Below are 16,908 nucleotides of genomic sequence, written 5' to 3' on the forward strand. Positions count from 1 at the left end.
GAGGGATTTAGGGTGAGGGCAAAAACTACGGTTCTCAACATAGATGAGGTTTAAGAGGTTGTTTGAGAAGTATTAGGCGAATATAATGGCTTTTCAATGGTCTGCTTATTTACGCCGTGCTGTAGTAGTATGAATTGAGACTTTCCAACCTCTAATATTGGCTACAAATTTGCTTTCGAGATTTTTTCAATTTGCCCAGTAAAGTATGCTTCCTGATGTTTGAGTTGTTGCGCTAGTTCTAAGCCTTTTTGAAAAGCTGTTAGTGCTTGAGGAAACTCTTTACGTTCTAAATACAATTGCCCAATTTGGTCATAAGCTTGCATCAACCCGTAAAAGTTGGCGGCTTCTGCCTCTGTTTGCACAAGAATTTGGCTAGCCTGCAAAGCCTCGTCTGTTTGTCCTTGAGAACGATACAGCGCAATTAATTTCTGCAAAGCTTCACCAGCACGAACGTACTCCCGTAATTGCCAAGCAGTAGTATAAGCTTCTTGATAATTTTTAAAAGCTTCTAGCAGTAAGTTAGGATCTTTCTTTGCTAGAGATTCGTAATCTGAAGCGATCGCTAGCTTTAATTCTGGTATTTCAGTAATATTATTTTCATTGACGTAAATTTCTGCTAATTTATTAAGTACATTCAATGACTGCTGTGGTTGGTTTGTCTGCTCGTAAATCTCAGCCAACCGTTGCAGATATGTTAGCTCGTTTACACGGTCGCCAACAGAAGTAGCTAAACCCAACAATTCCTCGTAGATTGGCGCAGCTTTGTAATAATCAAACCAACTCAAATTGAGTTCCCCAACTGTCTTGAGGATTTCTAGTAGGGCTGTTGTATTTTTTTGCTGTCGTACCACTAACAAAACTTGGTCGTAAGCTTCTAGAGCGAGTTTTGGCGATCGCACATTTTGGTAAGCTTGCCCTAGCGATCGCCACAATTCTAGATCAATTTGGGCAGTTTTTTTCTGAGATTGTACCTGCTTTTGAATTGCTTGCAATCGCTGCGTAATATATTGTACTTCTTGACTGTCGTTTTGCTTCCAGGCGATCGCCCCGACTCGTGATAGTGCTTGCACCTCTAGTGATGAACCTAAAAAGCGTCGCAAGCGCAGTTCCCGGTTCCAAATTTCAAACGCCGCCACCTGATCCCCTGCTTGCAGTTTTGCCGCTGCTTCTTGGTTTAAGGCATCCAGTGCTGGTTCTAACTTTTGCTGTTCTTCGAGAGTTAACGGCTGTTTATCCTTGGGCAAACGTGGTAACAGTGGATCGGGTGTGGTAATTTCTAGGGGACTAGGAGGAAATTTATCCGGTGGTTTGGGCTTTTTGCTGTCTGCCAGCGTCAAGGAGCTACTAAAGAGTGTAGCAGCAGTAACAATCACAATTAAGCGCTTGAGCATGGGTACTTTACCTTCCCTTGAGTTAGTTGCGTGAGATAATTGGTAATTATCACCATGCCCTATTATTTACTAACTATTCCCCAGCTTTACAAGGTTGGGTTGAGGTACGAAGAGTTAGAAGTTAGGAGTTTTTTCCCTTCTCTTCTTCTTTTGATGCTCGTTCGCGTGTCAAGCTATCAATAGCATCACCTAAGGCAGTAGTAAGGCTATTGCGGGTTTGGGCGTGGTTATCCTGCTCAGTTTTCAAAGCTTGCAAGAGGCGATCGCGTTCTTTGATCACAGCGATGACTTTAGCTTGTAAGTCCTCCACAGATTTTAGTTGTTCTATTTCTTCTTGGATCGCTGTTACTGGTGTCCCAGCAGCCAGTGTCTCGACCTCAAGACCCTGGAGTTTGTACAGGTCTGCCTTAAGGGATGCGATCGCCTGTTGGGACAGTTGGGCATCTGTGCGGCGTTGTTCTGCTTCTGTGTTGTAAAGCTGACGCCATTTTTGACCACTTTCCCAAGCAGCATCGCGATCGCCCTGAAGTCCCGCCATCTGCTCTTTGAGTACCTGGATTTCTGTCAACCACTGTTGCGTTAAATCTTGATTCATAAATAAATAGTTATTAGTCAATGGTCATTAGTCAATCGATTTTAAATTTTGGATTTTGGATTTTGGATTGACCCCGACCACTTTTTGGCTTGGGGCAAGCCGGATTTTAAATTTTGGATAATGGAATTGTTCCGCCCACGTACTCCTACGGAGAAGCAAGCTACGCGCCCTGTTAGAAGTGCGGAGCGGGGCATGAACCGAAATAATTTTTAATTTTTTAATCTAAAATCTAAAATTCGCACGGTCAATGGTTATTAGTCAAGAGTCATTAGTCAGGAACTCTCCTCCTACTCCCCTGGTTACTGAGCGCAGTCGTAAAGCCTGCGGCATAGCTACGCCCTAAGCGCCAGCCTCTCCTTGGCGCAGCCTCTCGTAGAGAAGAGTTGTATGCTCCTCTACTCTCCCACTCCCGACTCGGTATTCTTGCGGTAAAAAGTATAGATGTGATCGCTACCCCAAATTTGGGAAAGTAGTTAACAAACCCAACCAGTTTTAACTCTAAATCATGTCAAAACCTCGTTTTATCCGCTTCTTTCGCCATTTAAATTGGCACACGCTCAAAAAAACTTTTGCCAGGACAACCGAAAGACGACTTTTGGGACTTGCCTCGGAAATCGCCTTCAATGCCATGCTATCGCTGTTTCCAGCAATTCTGGCTCTGATCACAGCCATTGGCTTATTGGCACAATCTTTGCAAGCCACCTTTAAACAATTGGCAGATCAGCTAAGTCAAGTCCTACCTGAACAAGCCTTGGATCTGATTCGTGATTTTGCTACCACAGAAATTACCAACTCCAAAAACAGTGGTTTATTTTCTCTGAGCTTTGTATTAGCAATTTGGACTGCTTCTGGGGCGGTGAGTACCGCTATGACAGCTCTCGACCAAATCCATCAGATTCCTCCAGAAAACATTCGCCCCTTTTGGAAAGCCAAGCTCATCTCTCTGGGATTAACAGTCGGTACTATGTTGCTTTTAGTATTGGCTTCTTTCTTAGTGTTTACCAGCGACTGGCTATTGGCAATGGTAGTGCGCGGAAATGGTTCTTTGATCTTCTTATTGCATCTTTGGCAGCTGTTACGCTGGCCTTTAGCTTTAAGTATTGTTGCTTTCGCCTTTGGCTTCGTCTATCGCTATGGCCCAAGCCAGTGGAACTCAGGCACGCCAATGATGCCTGGAGCAATTTTAGCAGCTGTTTTTTGGGCAATTTTGTCTGCCCTATTTCGGCTTTATGTGGCGAATTTTGGCAATTATAATAAAGTCTATGGTGCAGTAGGGGCTGTGATAGTTTTAATGCTCTGGCTGTCGATGAGTGCTGCTGTTCTATTAATCGGCGAGCAGTTAAACGTGACTGTCGGCGAAGATATGCGCCCAAAAGCACAGTCAGAATCTCTCGAAAAATAGAAAATATAGCTGAAATCTCTGAGGAAATTTTTGCCAAAGCTCAGTAGAAGAGTAAAATACCTAACGATTCAATCCAAAGCTAGCGATCGCCTTTATGCCTGAATCTCCTCCTCGGTTTTCGATGATTGAACCTGATGCCAAAGCACCCACCTTGAAGCGCTTGCGTCAGTTAAGTCGGCTGATGGATAATGTTATTACCCTTCCTGGTACGAAAATTGGTTTTGGTCTAGATCCAATTTTAGGACTTATACCTATTGGTGGTGATTTTTTGGGAGTCATGTTTTCTAGCTACATCATCCTAGAAGCAGCGCGGCTGGGTGTATCTAGAGCCACTTTAGGCAAAATGGTTTTGAATGTGATCATTGATGGCTTGGTAGGTGCTGTCCCAGTTTTGGGAGACTTTTTTGATTTTGCCTGGACAGCTAACAGCTATAATATCAAGCTCTTGGAAGAGTACTTAAAGTTTCCTAGCCAGCAAAAGAGTGCAGACAGGTGGTTTATCTTTGCCGTTTTGGCTGGATTGTTGCTAATCTCCATTGTTTTAGTGGCATTACCAGTAATACTAATTAGAATATTGTGGAACGCCTTAACTGGCGGTTAAATTATTTATTGATAAAGGAATGAAAGATTGGTGGCAAGCTACTTTTCCTGAAGGGCGGCAAAGTCTAGTTATTACTGATGCTAAAGGGTATCCTGTACAAATTGCTTATGGCGAAAAAGGTAAAGGTAAACCGCTAATTTTATTACATGGCATGGGTAGTTGGAGCTATAATTGGCGGCACTGTATAGCACCATTATCGAAATATTTTCGGGTAATCTGTTTTGATGCCAAAAATTTTGGTTTTTCCGAAAAACCATTGTCTCGTAGAGAAGACAACAGTCATCAAGTTATTGAGTTTAAAAGAATTATTCAGGCATTATGTGATGAACCCGCAGTGATTGTAGCTGAATCTCTGGGGGGATTAGTTGCCCTTGCCCTTGCTCAAGAACATCCGCAGTTAATCGGGCAGCTTGTAGTAGTAAACGTACCTATTTTTACCGAACATCTACCCCATTGGGCTATGTTGTTACTTGCCCAAATGCCTCTGGAAATAATGCAAACAATTGACTCCTTACGGCTGGCATATTTGTTGGCACCTCTATTTAGAGAAATTATGGCAATAGAAAGACGTGGGGTATTATTCGATCCATCAATCTTGACACAGGAAGATGTCTATTGGATAACTTACCCGTTTATTGAACTGCCAGGTACGGTTGCGAAAGTTGCTGAAGAGTTACAAATAGCAGCGCGAGAAATTGAGAATTGGCAAGCAAATAAGCCCAATATGCTCACTCAAATTCAAAATAATCTGAGTTCAATTAAGTGTCCTACACTAGTTTTGTGGGGTGATCAAGATAGTTGGTTTCCTGCTAGTCATGGTGAAAAATTGCATCAGCATATTCCCAATTCCAAATTACAAATTTTGTCTAACTGCTGTCATGATGCCTCAACTGGTGCTTTTGAGGTGTTGAATGCAGCGATTCTTGAGTTTTTACGGGATAGTGATTTATAAAAAGAATTTATGTTCTAATTGAGTTGATGATTGTTTTTTTGATTGGCATATCTGAGAGCGATGCCAGGGGTGGTCACTGAGCTTGCGTTGCCTTAAGCTTTGCCGTAAAGCCTGCGGCATAGCTACGCCCTAAGCGCCAGCCTCTCCTTGGCGTAGCCTCTTGTAGAGAAGAGCTGGGTCGAAGTGCAGGCTATGCCTACGCTAAATAAAAAGAAGAGTGGGAGGAAGCATATCAGTCAGCTTTCAAACTCCCACTCTGCCATTTGCCGCTGAAGTGAACAGGAATGTATATAGACGTTGCCCGTTATTTGGGGGCTAATGCGTACTTTAACAACAACGCCTATACATATTTAATATTCCTGTTGCAGCAAATGCCAAACCTGATTATTGATATTTATCTACTGAGAAAAATCCTCTGCAAATAATTGGTAGAAATAGTTTTTTATTTTTGTAAATCACTTAGTAGATAGTGTTTTACAAAAGTAATTTGCTTACGTGGTAGTCCCTGATAACAAAACCCTTGAAGTCGTTTATCTTTATACAATTTAACTTGGTTAATCAGAATCTGGTTGCCATTTTGGCAGGTTTTTAAATTTCCTAATTGTTCATAAGTAACCTTGATGAACTGGATAACCATCTGATCATTGTCCCAATACTTTTTGGGAAGTCATAAAAGTGCATCATGCATCCAATCCAATAATTTCAACACACTATCTCCCCAATCTTCTCCAAACCAGCCTGCTTATTAGCGCGATCGCTGATTTTATTCCTCTTTTTTAGCTGTCACTAGACTGTATTTAATATCACTTGCATTTCTCAGTTAAAAGCATGACAATTTAAATATCCGTATAATAAATCAGTCATCACCCCAGAGTCACAAGCCAGACTCAAAATTGACCAACTACTCACCGATACAGGTTCGATTATTCAAGACTACAAACAAATTAATTTTCGCCGTCGCTACGAAGGAGGAAGAAAGAACTTAATTGAATTATACTTACCTTGTGCGATCGCTGGATTGTTTACGATAACTCTAATCCAATTTTGCAGATAATAGCTGAACACCCTTTCAATCAAGAGCCTATAATTTATCAACCCCAACTTTGGAAATTGCAGAGGACTTAGGAGCAGCGTTGGAACTCTTCCAAGGTATCACTGAAAATTTGGAAGTGAAATTATAAAATAACGCTGTGTAAATAGACCTAGACGAAGACGACAGAGATTACAGCTATTTTCAGGTAAATGAGACCACGCGGGAGGGGATTTTGGCCTTGCGTCCCTACGACAGATGTGGTTCAAATACTTGAAAACTGCTGTAAGCTCACTAGGGATTTCTAATAAACCACTCTTAGGCGATAGTATAACTGTAGATTATTTCAATTCTCTGATTTACCATGCCAAAACAGTCTATAGGTCTTGATAACCAACTCTATAATTACCTTTTATCCGTTTCGCTGCGGGAACCGGAGATTCTTTTGAAGTTGCGCCAAGAAACCGCCAGCCATCCCCGAAGTGGAATGCAGATTTCACCAGAACAAGGGCAGTTTATGAGACTACTGGTGCAGCTCATTGGAGCGAAGAAAACCCTGGAAGTTGGTGTCTTTACAGGTTATAGCTCACTCTCAGTTGCTTTAGCCCTTCCTGAAGATGGCAAGATTATCGCTGCTGATGTGAGTGAAGAATTTACTGCGATCGCCCGCCGATATTGGCAAGAAGCTGGAGTTGCTGATAAAATCGATCTGCGATTGGCACCAGCTTTGGAAACTTTAGATGCATTGTTGGCAACTGGGCAAGCCGAGACATTTGATTTTGCCTTTATTGATGCTGATAAAGAAAATTATGACGGATATTACGAGCGATCGCTGCAATTGGTGCGTCCAGGTGGATTGATTGCTATTGATAATGTTTTATGGTCAGGACAAGTTACTGATCCGCAAAATCAAGATGAAAGGACCCAAGCTATCCGGGCGCTCAACGAAAAGTTACATCATGATGAACGGGTTACCCTCTCCCTTGTCCCCATGGCTGATGGACTTACTTTAGCAATCAAGCGACCTTAATACAACATAAGTTTGATGAACCTCTCCCGGACTTGAACTTTAATTCAAGTCTGTACCTCTACGACTCGCAGAGGGACGGTTTTGCGTAGTAAAACCTCATGGTAATGCATACTATGATTAATTTGTACAGTGCGTAAGTCCTAATTAGATCATGTCCGGTAAATTACTTATGATTGTTGCGTGACCTCTCAAGAGCAACCCCTCCCCTACAAGGGGAGGGGAGCCTGTAGCTTTAGCTATAGGCGGAGTAAGGTTATTTTATTATGGGCAATTCAGCGGACATGATATAGATCCTGGAAACGAGGCTTTAAAAGAGTTTTGGCTTAAGTTGACACCAATGACAGATATGCGCCCCTACCGCGTGTTCTACTTCTATTTACTTAGAAGTTATAGCCAACTCCTAATTGTAGTCCGACATCAGTGTCATCCACAAAAGCAGCATTTACACCACCTGTTAGCGTAAGTTTAGAACCGAGAGGAATGTCTACACCACCAGTTAACAGTAATCCAATATCAGTATCAGCGTTAGCTTCAATTGCTATGCCAGCACCTATGTAAGGAGATATAGCAAAGGTTCTTTCACCCACCGAACCTGCTCTGCGCGGAGAAAAATCCAAAGTTACGGGAACTAGAAATACTGTATCGTCCCCAAAGATCACCGATGGTCGCACTGATAGAAAGTTTGTCAGACCAAATTTGCTGATTACTGTAAAGTTAGTATCGCTCAGAGCTGTATCGTCGCCGCCCAAACCAATGTTACCACCAACCCCGATGTAGCTTCTGCCACCACGAGTAGCTCTACCTACCGTAGGTGTCCCATTACTTCCTGTTGGTGGCTGATTTAACTGACTAATGTTAACATCAGGCGGGATCAGGACTTGGTTGACTGCATGGATAATACCATTGCTAGCTTTTACGTCCGCCTGGATAACTCTGGCATTATTCACCTCGACTTGATTGTTAGCGCGATCAATTTTAATATTTACAGGTCTTCCTTCATCGGTTGCCAGTTTTCCAGGCGAGAATTGACTAGCAGTTACTGCACCAGGAAGCACATGATATCTCAAAATCTTAATCAATGCTTCTCTGTTTTCTGGTTGCTGTAACTGCTGTAAGGTAGCAGCAGGTAAAGCCGCAAATGCTTCATCAGTAGGAGCGAAGACTGTATAAGGGCCTGGCTGTTGAAGAATATCAGTTAAACCAGCTGTCTTTAATAAAGAAGTCAGAGTTGTCAAAGAACTACTGGATGCAGCAAGAGAAACAATATCGGTACCTCTTTGAGTTCCACCGACAATATATTGAGTAGCTGGAAGATTACTAGCAATGGGTTGTACCCTTCCCTGTTTAGCCAAAGCTTGATACAAGAGTGCCGCAGCTTCTGCACGAGTCAGGGACTGTTGCGGATTGAGTTGTTTTACATCTGGATAATTAACAACAATACTAGATTGTGTTGCTGCTGTCACACTATTTACAGCGTAGTTCGGGATACTTGAGGCGTCATTGTAATAGGTGCTGAGGTCACTACTTGTTCCAGTGCTGCTAGGAGTTAAACCTAAACCACTCGCTAAAGCAACGATCCCCTGCACTCTAGGAATTTCTTGATTTGGTCTAAACACATTCCCAGGATAACCTGCCAGAAATCCAGTTTCATAGGCGCTCTGAATTGCAGAAGCCGCCCAATAGTTAGCAGGAACATCACTAAATCCACCTGCGCTTAATTGCCGAACTCGGTTTTGGTTACCGAAAGCTTTTTGAATTAAAGCGGCAAATTCAGCACGAGTCACAGCTTGATTCGGCCTAAAGGTGCCATCAGGAAAGCCAGCAATCACGTTATTGTCAGCTAGGGCTTGAATGAAAGGACGCGCCCAATAATCTGAGGAAACATCAGACAAGTTAACTGTTGAAGTAGGTGATGGTGTTGTAAGTGATGGTGTCGCAGGCGATGGTGTGTCAGGCGATGGGGTTGCAGGCGATGGTGTATCGAGCGATGGTGTTGCAGGCGATGGTGTATCGAGCGATGGTGTCGCAGGCGATGGTGTGTCAGGTGATGGTGTCGTAGATGGAACAGTATTTTGAGATGAAGCTGGGGTAGAAATTAGGATGGGAGCTATTATAGCAGATGTCATTCCTAGAACTAGTAAAGCAACCCTTGTTGATGACCAACGAAACAAACTAGACATGGAAATATCCTCTTTTCAAATTCTTGGATTGACTATTGGAAAATACTGGATGCAAAGTTAAGTGAATACAAATATCGAGATGATTGTTTGGTTTGCCTCGATATGGAAACCACAAATACAACCGTTAACTCTGGAAAATTTAAATGTTGGGCATTATAAGTAGCTGCTCTGACATCTGATCAAATTTATCCAAATGTTCACCACACATAGTATAAGATTCCTATTTGATTTTTAAAGAACCGCAGATAACACTAATAAGGATAAACAGGCATACTGTGGTAATATGGTATGTTGCAACAATTAAGAGAATAAGTACAAGTAGGCGATTTTATAACTGATAAAATCGCAGTCAAGCACTAAGAAAATGGGCTTATAATAGCCGTCTCTTTATGATTGCCCAGGAGGGTTAATGCCGTCAAGCCTAATGTATCATGATCTTTAGCAAGATTAAAGAAATAAAATTTTTCTTGGCGATATGCTGTAGTGTTACATCTTTGATAAAAATTATACAACTAACTAAGGGCTGGATTCCGAAGAAAAACTTTCACTCTTTAGATAGTTGTCCCTGATGGGCAATTTTAAAATGCTAAACCGGAAATTAGCGATCGCAATCTAAATTTTCGAGCATGATTGCGCCAAGATTTTTGGCTAGGAATTATTTTTTTGCAAAAGACAATTTTATGAAAATGAACCCACAGATAAACTAGGATTTTCGGAAGATGTTTAATCTGCATCAATTTTGCTCATAACTATAACTCCTTTGCCATTGCCTGAATTTCTACTGGTCTGTAGCCCCAACCTTGAGCAATTTCGTAATTAACATCAGAATTTCGCTGCTCAATTAGGTGATAAATGTAGAGTATCCCATAGTGCCTGAAATTCATCTGTATCAACTTGTTGAGTATCTTCAGCACAGCTACAGTTTTCCTCAAGCTGCGCCAATAGATTCCGAAAAAGTTGTCACGATCGCGTCGGGAGTAGTTCCTCCAGCTTGGAACAGAGGTTGTGAAGACTAACAATAGCCCTCCTTGCTCACCATTTGGCTGATAAAGACCACACACCACATTCAAGCAAGGTTTAGCTGTATTCTGGGTAACGATCGCAGAGTAAGTTTCATCTCCGAAAAAAGAGCCATCTTCATAAATAAAATGCTACCTGGGTCAAGCAAATTTTGCCCCACAAGCTGTTCTGCGGTCAGTCCCAAAATGCGATCGCAAGTTGCACTGCAAGCCTGGATAGTGTCATCAGCCAACTGAAGCACCATTTCCTTTTCTTTCCTGGCTACTGGCGAATAATTTGCTTTTTTACTAACTTGGCGGTGCAGCAGCTTCTCATTAGCCAGCTGGTTTTAGAGCTTTTTTGCGTCTAGCATTCTAAAAAGTTAAATAGATTTAAACCTCATCTATGTTGAGAACTGTAGTTTTTGCCCTCACCCTAAATCCCTCTCCCAAGTAGGGAGAGGGACTTATTTTTGGCTCCGCTTCTGGCAATATTGGGAGAAGGGGCTGGGGGATGAGGGTTTTTCTGTTCATACGGAAAGAACTACAGTTTTCAAGGTGGACGCGGTTTAAAGTTAATCTAAGATTTTCGGGCAATATCTTCCACCTTTAGGCTGAATACAGCTAAATCACGACTTACGCACGGGTCATGGAAAAACGTAGACGCATTGGCGCAGCCTCTCGTAGAGAAGCGGCTTGCCGCAGGCTACCACTCCAGACACAGAGTACACGGAGGAATGAGAGTTTGAGAGGTTTTTTGCGTAAGTCCTATAAATTTATCCACCTTTAATCCTCGTTCATCCACCTTTAATACTCATTAACGAGTCTTTGATCCTCGTTCATCCACCTTTAATACTCATTAACGAGTCTTTGATCCTCGTTCATCCATCTTTGATACTCGTGAACGAGTCTTTGATCCTCGTTCATCCACCTTTAATACTCGTGAACGAGTCTTTAATCCTCGTTCATCCACCTTTGATACTCGTGAACGAGTCTTTAATCCTCGTTCATCCACCTTTAATACTGGTGAACGAGTCTTTAATCCTCGTTCATCTCCAAACGATGGGAGCAATCGGGAATCATTCCCAACTTGCCGACAATCAGTCCAAGGTACACCCATCAATAATGCTACCGGAGCCATAAAATAAGATAAAATTCGCTGTTTTTTCCCTTTTGCTATCCAAATACCAAGATGCCTTCTAAGCGAATCCTATTTATCAGTAACGGCCACGGAGAGGACAACCATACCTCTCATGTTATTCAAACCCTGCGCCAATTGTGTCCTTCTCTTGATATGGCAGCAATGCCGATTGTTGGGGAAGGAAAAGCTTACCGCAACTTAAACATTCCCATTATTGGCCCGACGCAAAGTATGCCCTCTGGGGGATTCTTTTACATGAAGCGCCTCTATTTGCTCAAAGATTTTCAATCGGGATTGATTGGGTTAACGTGGCGACAGTTACAAGCGGTGTTACATTATGCTCCCAATTGCGATTTGATTATGGCTACTGGGGATTTTGTCTCTCAGACATTTGCTTACTTAACAAAGCGCCCCTTCGTCTCCTTTATCTCTTGTCTTTCTGCCCTCTACGAAGGGCAGTTACGACTCAATCCGCTTCTGTGGCACGACCTTAATTCTTCTAGATGTCTGGCAGTTTTCACCAAGGATCCCTATACGGCTTATGACCTCCAACGCCAAGGTTTAACTAAAGCTCAGTTTGCTGGCATTCCGGCTTTAGATTGGCTCGTCCCTGCTGGCAAAGACTTGCACCTGAAACCGGACGGGAGAGCGATCGCTCTCCTACCAGGGTCACGGATGCCTGAAGCCACGCGAAATTTTTGTTTGCAGTTGCAACTAGTGGTAGAAATCGCCAAGGTGATGCCTGAGTCAGGATTACAGTTTCGTGCAGCCTTGATACCGGATTTGATGGAACAACTAGACGACATTGCCAAAAGTCAAGGTTGGCAGCTGACTCAAGGTATACTTACTTATTCTCTTCCAGGAAATTCTGCTGACAAATCACCGATTGTGGAAGTGAGATGTTATTCAGATGCCTTCAGTGACATTGTATGTTACTCTACTCTCGTCATTGGTATGGCAGGGTTGGCAGTGGAGCAAGCTGTAGCGATCGGCAAACCAATCATCCAGATTCCTGGAGAGGGTCCTCAATTTACCTATCAATTTGCAGAGGCGCAAACACGGCTGTTGGGCATTTCTGCCCAAACCATCGGCACTAAGCCAGCAACCCCTGATATTCTCAAGCAAGCGGCTCGACGAGTAGTTGAGACTTTACAAGATTCAGACTACCTCGCTAAGTGCAAAGAAAATGGCCCTGAGCGATTTGGCCCGCCTGGCGCATCTGAGAGAATTGCCCGCTTTCTGCTAACCTATCTAGGAGAAACTGAGGAGAAATTACCGTTGCTGCCAAATTTTAATAATGAAGGTAAGGATAACAGAATGTAGGTAAAACAGCGAGTTATTACCGCAGAATTCAAGTATTTGAACCACATTTGTCGTAGGGGCGCAAGGCCTTGCGCCCCTACCGCGTGGTCTATTTACCTGAAAATAGCTGTAAGTTGACACCAATGAGCTTTTTCTATGCCCAAGAGGATGTGGTTTATTTAGCTGAAAATAGCTAAATAAATCATCCGGCATGAGAGCAAAAAGATGTTATGTGTGGAAAGCTGCTAATTATTGCATTCGACAATTTTTTATCTATGGTCATAGTGCCATCTTCCAATCAGATGGATAAGTTAATGCAGCCAATTAAAGAGGACAATAGTTTATCTGCCAAGGTTACACAATAAATTTTGAGATTGTTGGATAAATCATGGAAGGGATACTTTGCGGCGCTGGCAGAATATAAGCATACAGAATTGAACTATGAAAGTCCGCTCTAGCTACTGGCAACTGTTGCCTTATCTGTGGCCCCAATGGCCGCTGTTAATTCGGGGATTGGCTTGTATCTTAGGATTTGTGTTGTTCACCCTAGCAATACCCTATTTAGCAGGTAAGGTCGCTTTTTTTCTTGGTCAGGGAAATGTTAACCAGATTGCCTACTGGCTCGGACTAGCCACTTTAGTATTTTTGGTTCGAGGGTTTTGTCAATACGGGCAGAATGTCTTTATGATCGCTGCTGCTCTGGAAATGGCTTTAAACTTGCGTAAGCGAGTTTACGCTCACCTGCACAAACTCGGATTGGATTACTTTGAAACCACACAGACGGGAGACCTCACTTATCGCCTAACTGAAGATATCGACCGGGTAGGCGAGATTATTGATAAGTTATCCCATCAGTTTCTTTCCAATCTGTTGCAGTTAATTGTGATTCCCATTTACATGCTCTACCTGAATTGGCCGCTCACGCTTACGGGTTTGATTTTGGCTCCCCTGATGGCTTGGTTGATCGGAGAATTTGGTCAGCGATTACTCGTGCTATCTCGCCAGAGTCAAAATCAGGTTTCCAACTTGTCTGCGCTGCTAACTGAAGTATTTAGCGGGATTCGCGTCGTTCAGGCTTTTGCAGCACAAGAGTATGAAGTGAAGCGATTCAATCAGGAAGCAGAACGCAATCGTCAGGCTCAGTATCGCACTCAACAACTCAAATCCATTCAGTTTCCCGTTGTCGGTTTTTTGGAAGCAGTTAGTATTATGCTGCTATTTTTATTGGGAGGATGGCAGATTTCTCAGAATCAGCTAACATCTCAAGGGTTTATCAGTTTCTTAGCTGCTGTGGCTTTACTGATTCAGCCAATCGACATGATGATTAGCAATTACAACGAGTACAAACAGACCGAAGCTTCCGTCGAACGCATCTTTGAACTGATGGCGAAGCAGCCTAGCCTCAGCGAAAAATCGAATGCTCAGGAAATGCCACGAGTTATTGGCAAGGTAGAGTATCGTCATGTCAATTTCGCCTACAATCCCAACGAGCCAGTGCTAAAGGATCTTTGCCTGCACGCTTCTCCGGGTGATGTGATGGCTTTGGTTGGTTCTTCTGGAGCAGGAAAATCGACGTTAATTAGCCTTTTACTTCGCTTTTATGACCCTCAGGCGGGTCAAATTCTGATTGATAATATTGATATCCGTGACGTTACACTCACCAGCCTGCGCCGTCAAATTGGGATTGTTCCCCAAGATATTACCCTTTTTTCGGGAACGATCGCCGAAAACATCGGTTACGGTCAGGAAAAATTAGATTTAGCAGCGATTCAAGAAGCGGCAAAGATTGCCAACGCTCACTCCTTTATCACCCAGTTTTCTCAGGGTTATCATACCTGGGTGGGTGAACGGGGAGTTAACCTATCTGGAGGACAACGCCAAAGATTAGCGATCGCCAGAGCGATCGCCAACGATCCGCGAATTCTCATCCTGGATGAGGCCACCTCTGCTTTGGATTCGGAATCAGAAGCACTAGTTCAAGAAGCGCTGGAGCGAGTCATGCAAAACCGTACCGTGTTTATTATTGCCCATCGCTTGAGCAGCGTTCGTCGTGCTGACTGCATTCTCGTACTAGAACAAGGACAGGTGGTTGAAGCTGGTACCCACGCCTCCCTATTATCTCAGGAAGGACGGTATGCCCGTTTTTACGCCCAACAGTTCTACTCTACAGATAAGTAGGGCATTGTCATCCTAAAAATTGGCTGACAATATTTCCTAGAGATTTAAACACATTCAAACCCCAAGGAGTTTTAAGAATCACTAGCGCCAATGCAAACTCTAATCCCAAACCCCACGCCACTCGCCAACACACTGCACGACGATTAACAGAGAAGGCGTAGGATATACCGATAAAAACTAAAATTCCCAACGCAGAAATGGCGCGTTCCATATTGACTCCGCGATACATTTCCCAGAGGCACTTGGTCACAAAGCATACATATCTATGCCAGTGCCGATTACTTGTAGATTGGGGGCAATGGCAGCGATTTTACCATCTACAACCTGTACATCTACCGTTGCATAATCATCACTGACGGCAATCAAAACATTATGGATGGTAAAATTTAGCATATTTAACCTTGATTAAGTAATCGTCTTCTCAACTAAATTTCAAGTTACAAGATAGAAAATGGTATTCTCTATTGCAATCTTATGAATTTGCCTTTTCGGACATTGGGAGTTCCACCAAATGCGTGGACAGTAAATGATGCGATCGCAGATATTACTCGTCCTCAAAAGACCCCACAACCCGTTATTTTATCAACAGAAACTAAAACCCTGCATTTAGACTTGGCAAAAGCTGCTATCCTCGTCATTGATATGCAAAACGACTTCTGTCACCCTGATGGCTGGTTAGCGCATATTGGTGTGGATGTAACTCCAGCGCGTCAGCCTATTGAACCTTTAAACAACTTACTTCCAGAACTTCGTGAGGCTGGTGTTCCAGTCATTTGGGTAAATTGGGGGAATCGTCCCGACTTGCTCAATATTAGTGCTGGTTCGCGTCACGTCTATAATCCCACAGGGGGAGGTGTGGGATTGGGCGATCCACTGCCAAGCAATGGTGCTAGAGTACTCATGGCAGGTAGTTGGGCAGCGGCAATAGTAGACGAACTAGAACAGATTCCGGAAGATATTCGTGTGGATAAATACCGCATGAGTGGTTTTTGGGATACGCCCTTAGATAGTATCTTGCGGAATCTGGGAAGGACAACACTATTTTTTGCTGGTGTTAATGCTGATCAATGTGTGCTAATGACCTTATGTGATGCCAACTTTTTAGGATATGACTGTGTGTTAGTTAAAGACTGTACCGCTACTACTTCTCCTGAATATTGTTGGCTGGCGACATTGTATAATGTCAAACAATGCTTCGGTTTTGTCACTGACTCGCAAGCAATTTTAACAGCGCTGTAAAAGAGTGAGGAGTAATTCGATTTGAGATTTGAGATTTGAGATTGATTTCATGTATGAATGCTCTTTATTTGCTCAATAATTTGAGATTTTAGATTTGTTCTTGCGTTTAAATTAGCTTGAACTCAAACTTTTTAAATTTTGGACTTTCCTGCGGAACGCTACGCGTAGCAAGATCCCCGTAGGAGTACGGCGTGAGCGCTTAGGCGAACGCTTTTGAATTATTTAATCCCAAAATCCAAAATTTGAAATCTAAAATCTAAAATTGGGTGATTTAGACATACAACTTAAACAACTCAATATTCAGGACTTGGATTTTAGGAATTTTCATACCCAACAATCACTTCCGAGGGGATAAATAAATGAATGCTACTCGTTGTGTAATTCCGGTTATCAAATCTACCAAAGATTACCAGGTATATCGCATCAGTCCCAACGACTCTAATCGATTAGCAATTATCTTCGATTCGACAAATGCTAATATTTCCTTAACTTGCTGCATTGAAATTTTTGATGTTGGTGGACAAACACCGCCAAATCGCCATCAGTGGGCGGTGGAATTGTTTTTCGTCCTCAAAGGGGAAGCGATCGCCATGTGTGACGGCAAGACTACCACGATCAAAGCTGGAGATAGTTTATTGGTGCCTCCCACTGGGACTCATTTAATTAAAAATACTGGTTCTACTCGCTTGTACACGTTGACTGTTATGGTTCCTAATGAAAACTTTTCGGAATTGATTCGCAGTGGTATTCCGACGGAGTTAGATGCAGAAGATATGGCAGTACTGGGGAGATTAGATGCTTTGATGCCCTGTTAAAATAATTCGGATTTCGTAAGTCATTACACCCCCACTACTGCTCGGTTAAGAAAT

General features: G+C 42.8%; 15 protein-coding genes and 1 pseudogene. 8 read left to right on the plus strand and 8 right to left on the minus strand.

Features of this window, described 5'->3' with window-relative positions:
• Positions 1-161: 161 nt before the first annotated feature.
• Together Q0541_RS17355 and Q0541_RS17360 are read right to left on the minus strand one after the other, a co-directional pair.
• Positions 162-1,391 (minus strand): hypothetical protein, encoded by a 1,230-nt coding sequence (locus Q0541_RS17355; RefSeq protein ID WP_298912505.1) that lies wholly within the window; start codon positions 1,389-1,391, stop codon positions 162-164.
• A gap of 121 nt (positions 1,392-1,512) precedes the next feature.
• Positions 1,513-1,986: a hypothetical protein gene (locus Q0541_RS17360; RefSeq protein ID WP_298912507.1), complete on the minus strand. Its 474-nt coding sequence runs from the start codon at positions 1,984-1,986 to the stop codon at positions 1,513-1,515.
• A 505-nt stretch (positions 1,987-2,491) separates the two neighbouring features.
• Between Q0541_RS17360 and Q0541_RS17365 the strand changes: the two genes are divergently transcribed.
• From Q0541_RS17365 to Q0541_RS17380, 4 genes are all read left to right on the plus strand, one after another.
• Positions 2,492-3,388, plus strand: a complete 897-nt coding sequence (locus Q0541_RS17365) for a YihY/virulence factor BrkB family protein (protein WP_298912509.1) — start codon at positions 2,492-2,494, stop codon at positions 3,386-3,388.
• A gap of 94 nt (positions 3,389-3,482) precedes the next feature.
• Positions 3,483-3,989 (plus strand): DUF4112 domain-containing protein, encoded by a 507-nt coding sequence (locus tag Q0541_RS17370; RefSeq protein ID WP_298912510.1) that lies wholly within the window; start codon positions 3,483-3,485, stop codon positions 3,987-3,989.
• 19 nt (positions 3,990-4,008) lie between these two features.
• Positions 4,009-4,941: an alpha/beta hydrolase gene (locus Q0541_RS17375; protein WP_298912512.1), complete on the plus strand. Its 933-nt coding sequence runs from the start codon at positions 4,009-4,011 to the stop codon at positions 4,939-4,941.
• A gap of 1,394 nt (positions 4,942-6,335) precedes the next feature.
• On the plus strand, positions 6,336-7,001 hold the full coding sequence (locus Q0541_RS17380; protein WP_298912514.1) for a class I SAM-dependent methyltransferase: 666 nt from the start codon (positions 6,336-6,338) through the stop codon (positions 6,999-7,001).
• A 380-nt stretch (positions 7,002-7,381) separates the two neighbouring features.
• Here the strand turns inward: Q0541_RS17380 and Q0541_RS17385 are convergent, their stop codons facing one another.
• From Q0541_RS17385 to Q0541_RS17400, 4 genes are all read right to left on the minus strand, one after another.
• Positions 7,382-9,181: a fasciclin domain-containing protein gene (locus Q0541_RS17385; protein ID WP_298912516.1), complete on the minus strand. Its 1,800-nt coding sequence runs from the start codon at positions 9,179-9,181 to the stop codon at positions 7,382-7,384.
• A 749-nt stretch (positions 9,182-9,930) separates the two neighbouring features.
• Positions 9,931-10,245, minus strand: coding sequence for a hypothetical protein (locus tag Q0541_RS17390; RefSeq protein ID WP_298912518.1), 315 nt, complete (start codon positions 10,243-10,245; stop codon positions 9,931-9,933).
• Positions 10,246-10,247: 2 nt separating this feature from the next.
• On the minus strand, positions 10,248-10,445 hold the full coding sequence (locus Q0541_RS17395) for a hypothetical protein (protein WP_298912520.1): 198 nt from the start codon (positions 10,443-10,445) through the stop codon (positions 10,248-10,250).
• 593 nt (positions 10,446-11,038) lie between these two features.
• Positions 11,039-11,320, minus strand: a complete 282-nt coding sequence (locus Q0541_RS17400; protein WP_298912523.1) for a hypothetical protein — start codon at positions 11,318-11,320, stop codon at positions 11,039-11,041.
• A gap of 51 nt (positions 11,321-11,371) precedes the next feature.
• On the opposite strand from Q0541_RS17400, the gene Q0541_RS17405 reads away from it, so the two are divergent.
• Positions 11,372-12,643 (plus strand): lipid-A-disaccharide synthase-related protein, encoded by a 1,272-nt coding sequence (locus tag Q0541_RS17405; RefSeq protein WP_298912526.1) that lies wholly within the window; start codon positions 11,372-11,374, stop codon positions 12,641-12,643.
• A 420-nt stretch (positions 12,644-13,063) separates the two neighbouring features.
• Positions 13,064-14,800: an ABC transporter ATP-binding protein gene (locus Q0541_RS17410; RefSeq protein WP_298912529.1), complete on the plus strand. Its 1,737-nt coding sequence runs from the start codon at positions 13,064-13,066 to the stop codon at positions 14,798-14,800.
• Positions 14,801-14,813: 13 nt separating this feature from the next.
• On the opposite strand, the pseudogene Q0541_RS17415 reads toward Q0541_RS17410, so the two are convergent.
• Together Q0541_RS17415 and Q0541_RS17420 are read right to left on the minus strand one after the other, a co-directional pair.
• Positions 14,814-15,011 (minus strand): annotated as a pseudogene (locus Q0541_RS17415) (Na+ dependent nucleoside transporter N-terminal domain-containing protein); the annotation flags it as partial.
• Between the two features lie 35 nt (positions 15,012-15,046).
• Entirely contained in the window at positions 15,047-15,193 is a 147-nt protein-coding gene (locus Q0541_RS17420; protein WP_298912752.1) for a hypothetical protein, read from the minus strand.
• Between the two features lie 81 nt (positions 15,194-15,274).
• Between Q0541_RS17420 and Q0541_RS17425 the strand changes: the two genes are divergently transcribed.
• Together Q0541_RS17425 and Q0541_RS17430 are read left to right on the plus strand one after the other, a co-directional pair.
• Positions 15,275-16,039 carry an isochorismatase family cysteine hydrolase gene (locus Q0541_RS17425; RefSeq protein ID WP_298912531.1) on the plus strand — a complete coding sequence of 255 codons (765 nt, stop codon included), beginning with the start codon at positions 15,275-15,277 and terminating at the stop codon, positions 16,037-16,039.
• Between the two features lie 359 nt (positions 16,040-16,398).
• Positions 16,399-16,854, plus strand: coding sequence for a cupin domain-containing protein (locus tag Q0541_RS17430; protein ID WP_298912534.1), 456 nt, complete (start codon positions 16,399-16,401; stop codon positions 16,852-16,854).
• The last annotated feature ends 54 nt before the right edge of the window (positions 16,855-16,908 follow it).

It is taken from the genome of uncultured Nostoc sp., from assembly GCF_937863485.1.
GTDB lineage: Bacteria > Cyanobacteriota > Cyanobacteriia > Cyanobacteriales > Nostocaceae > Nostoc.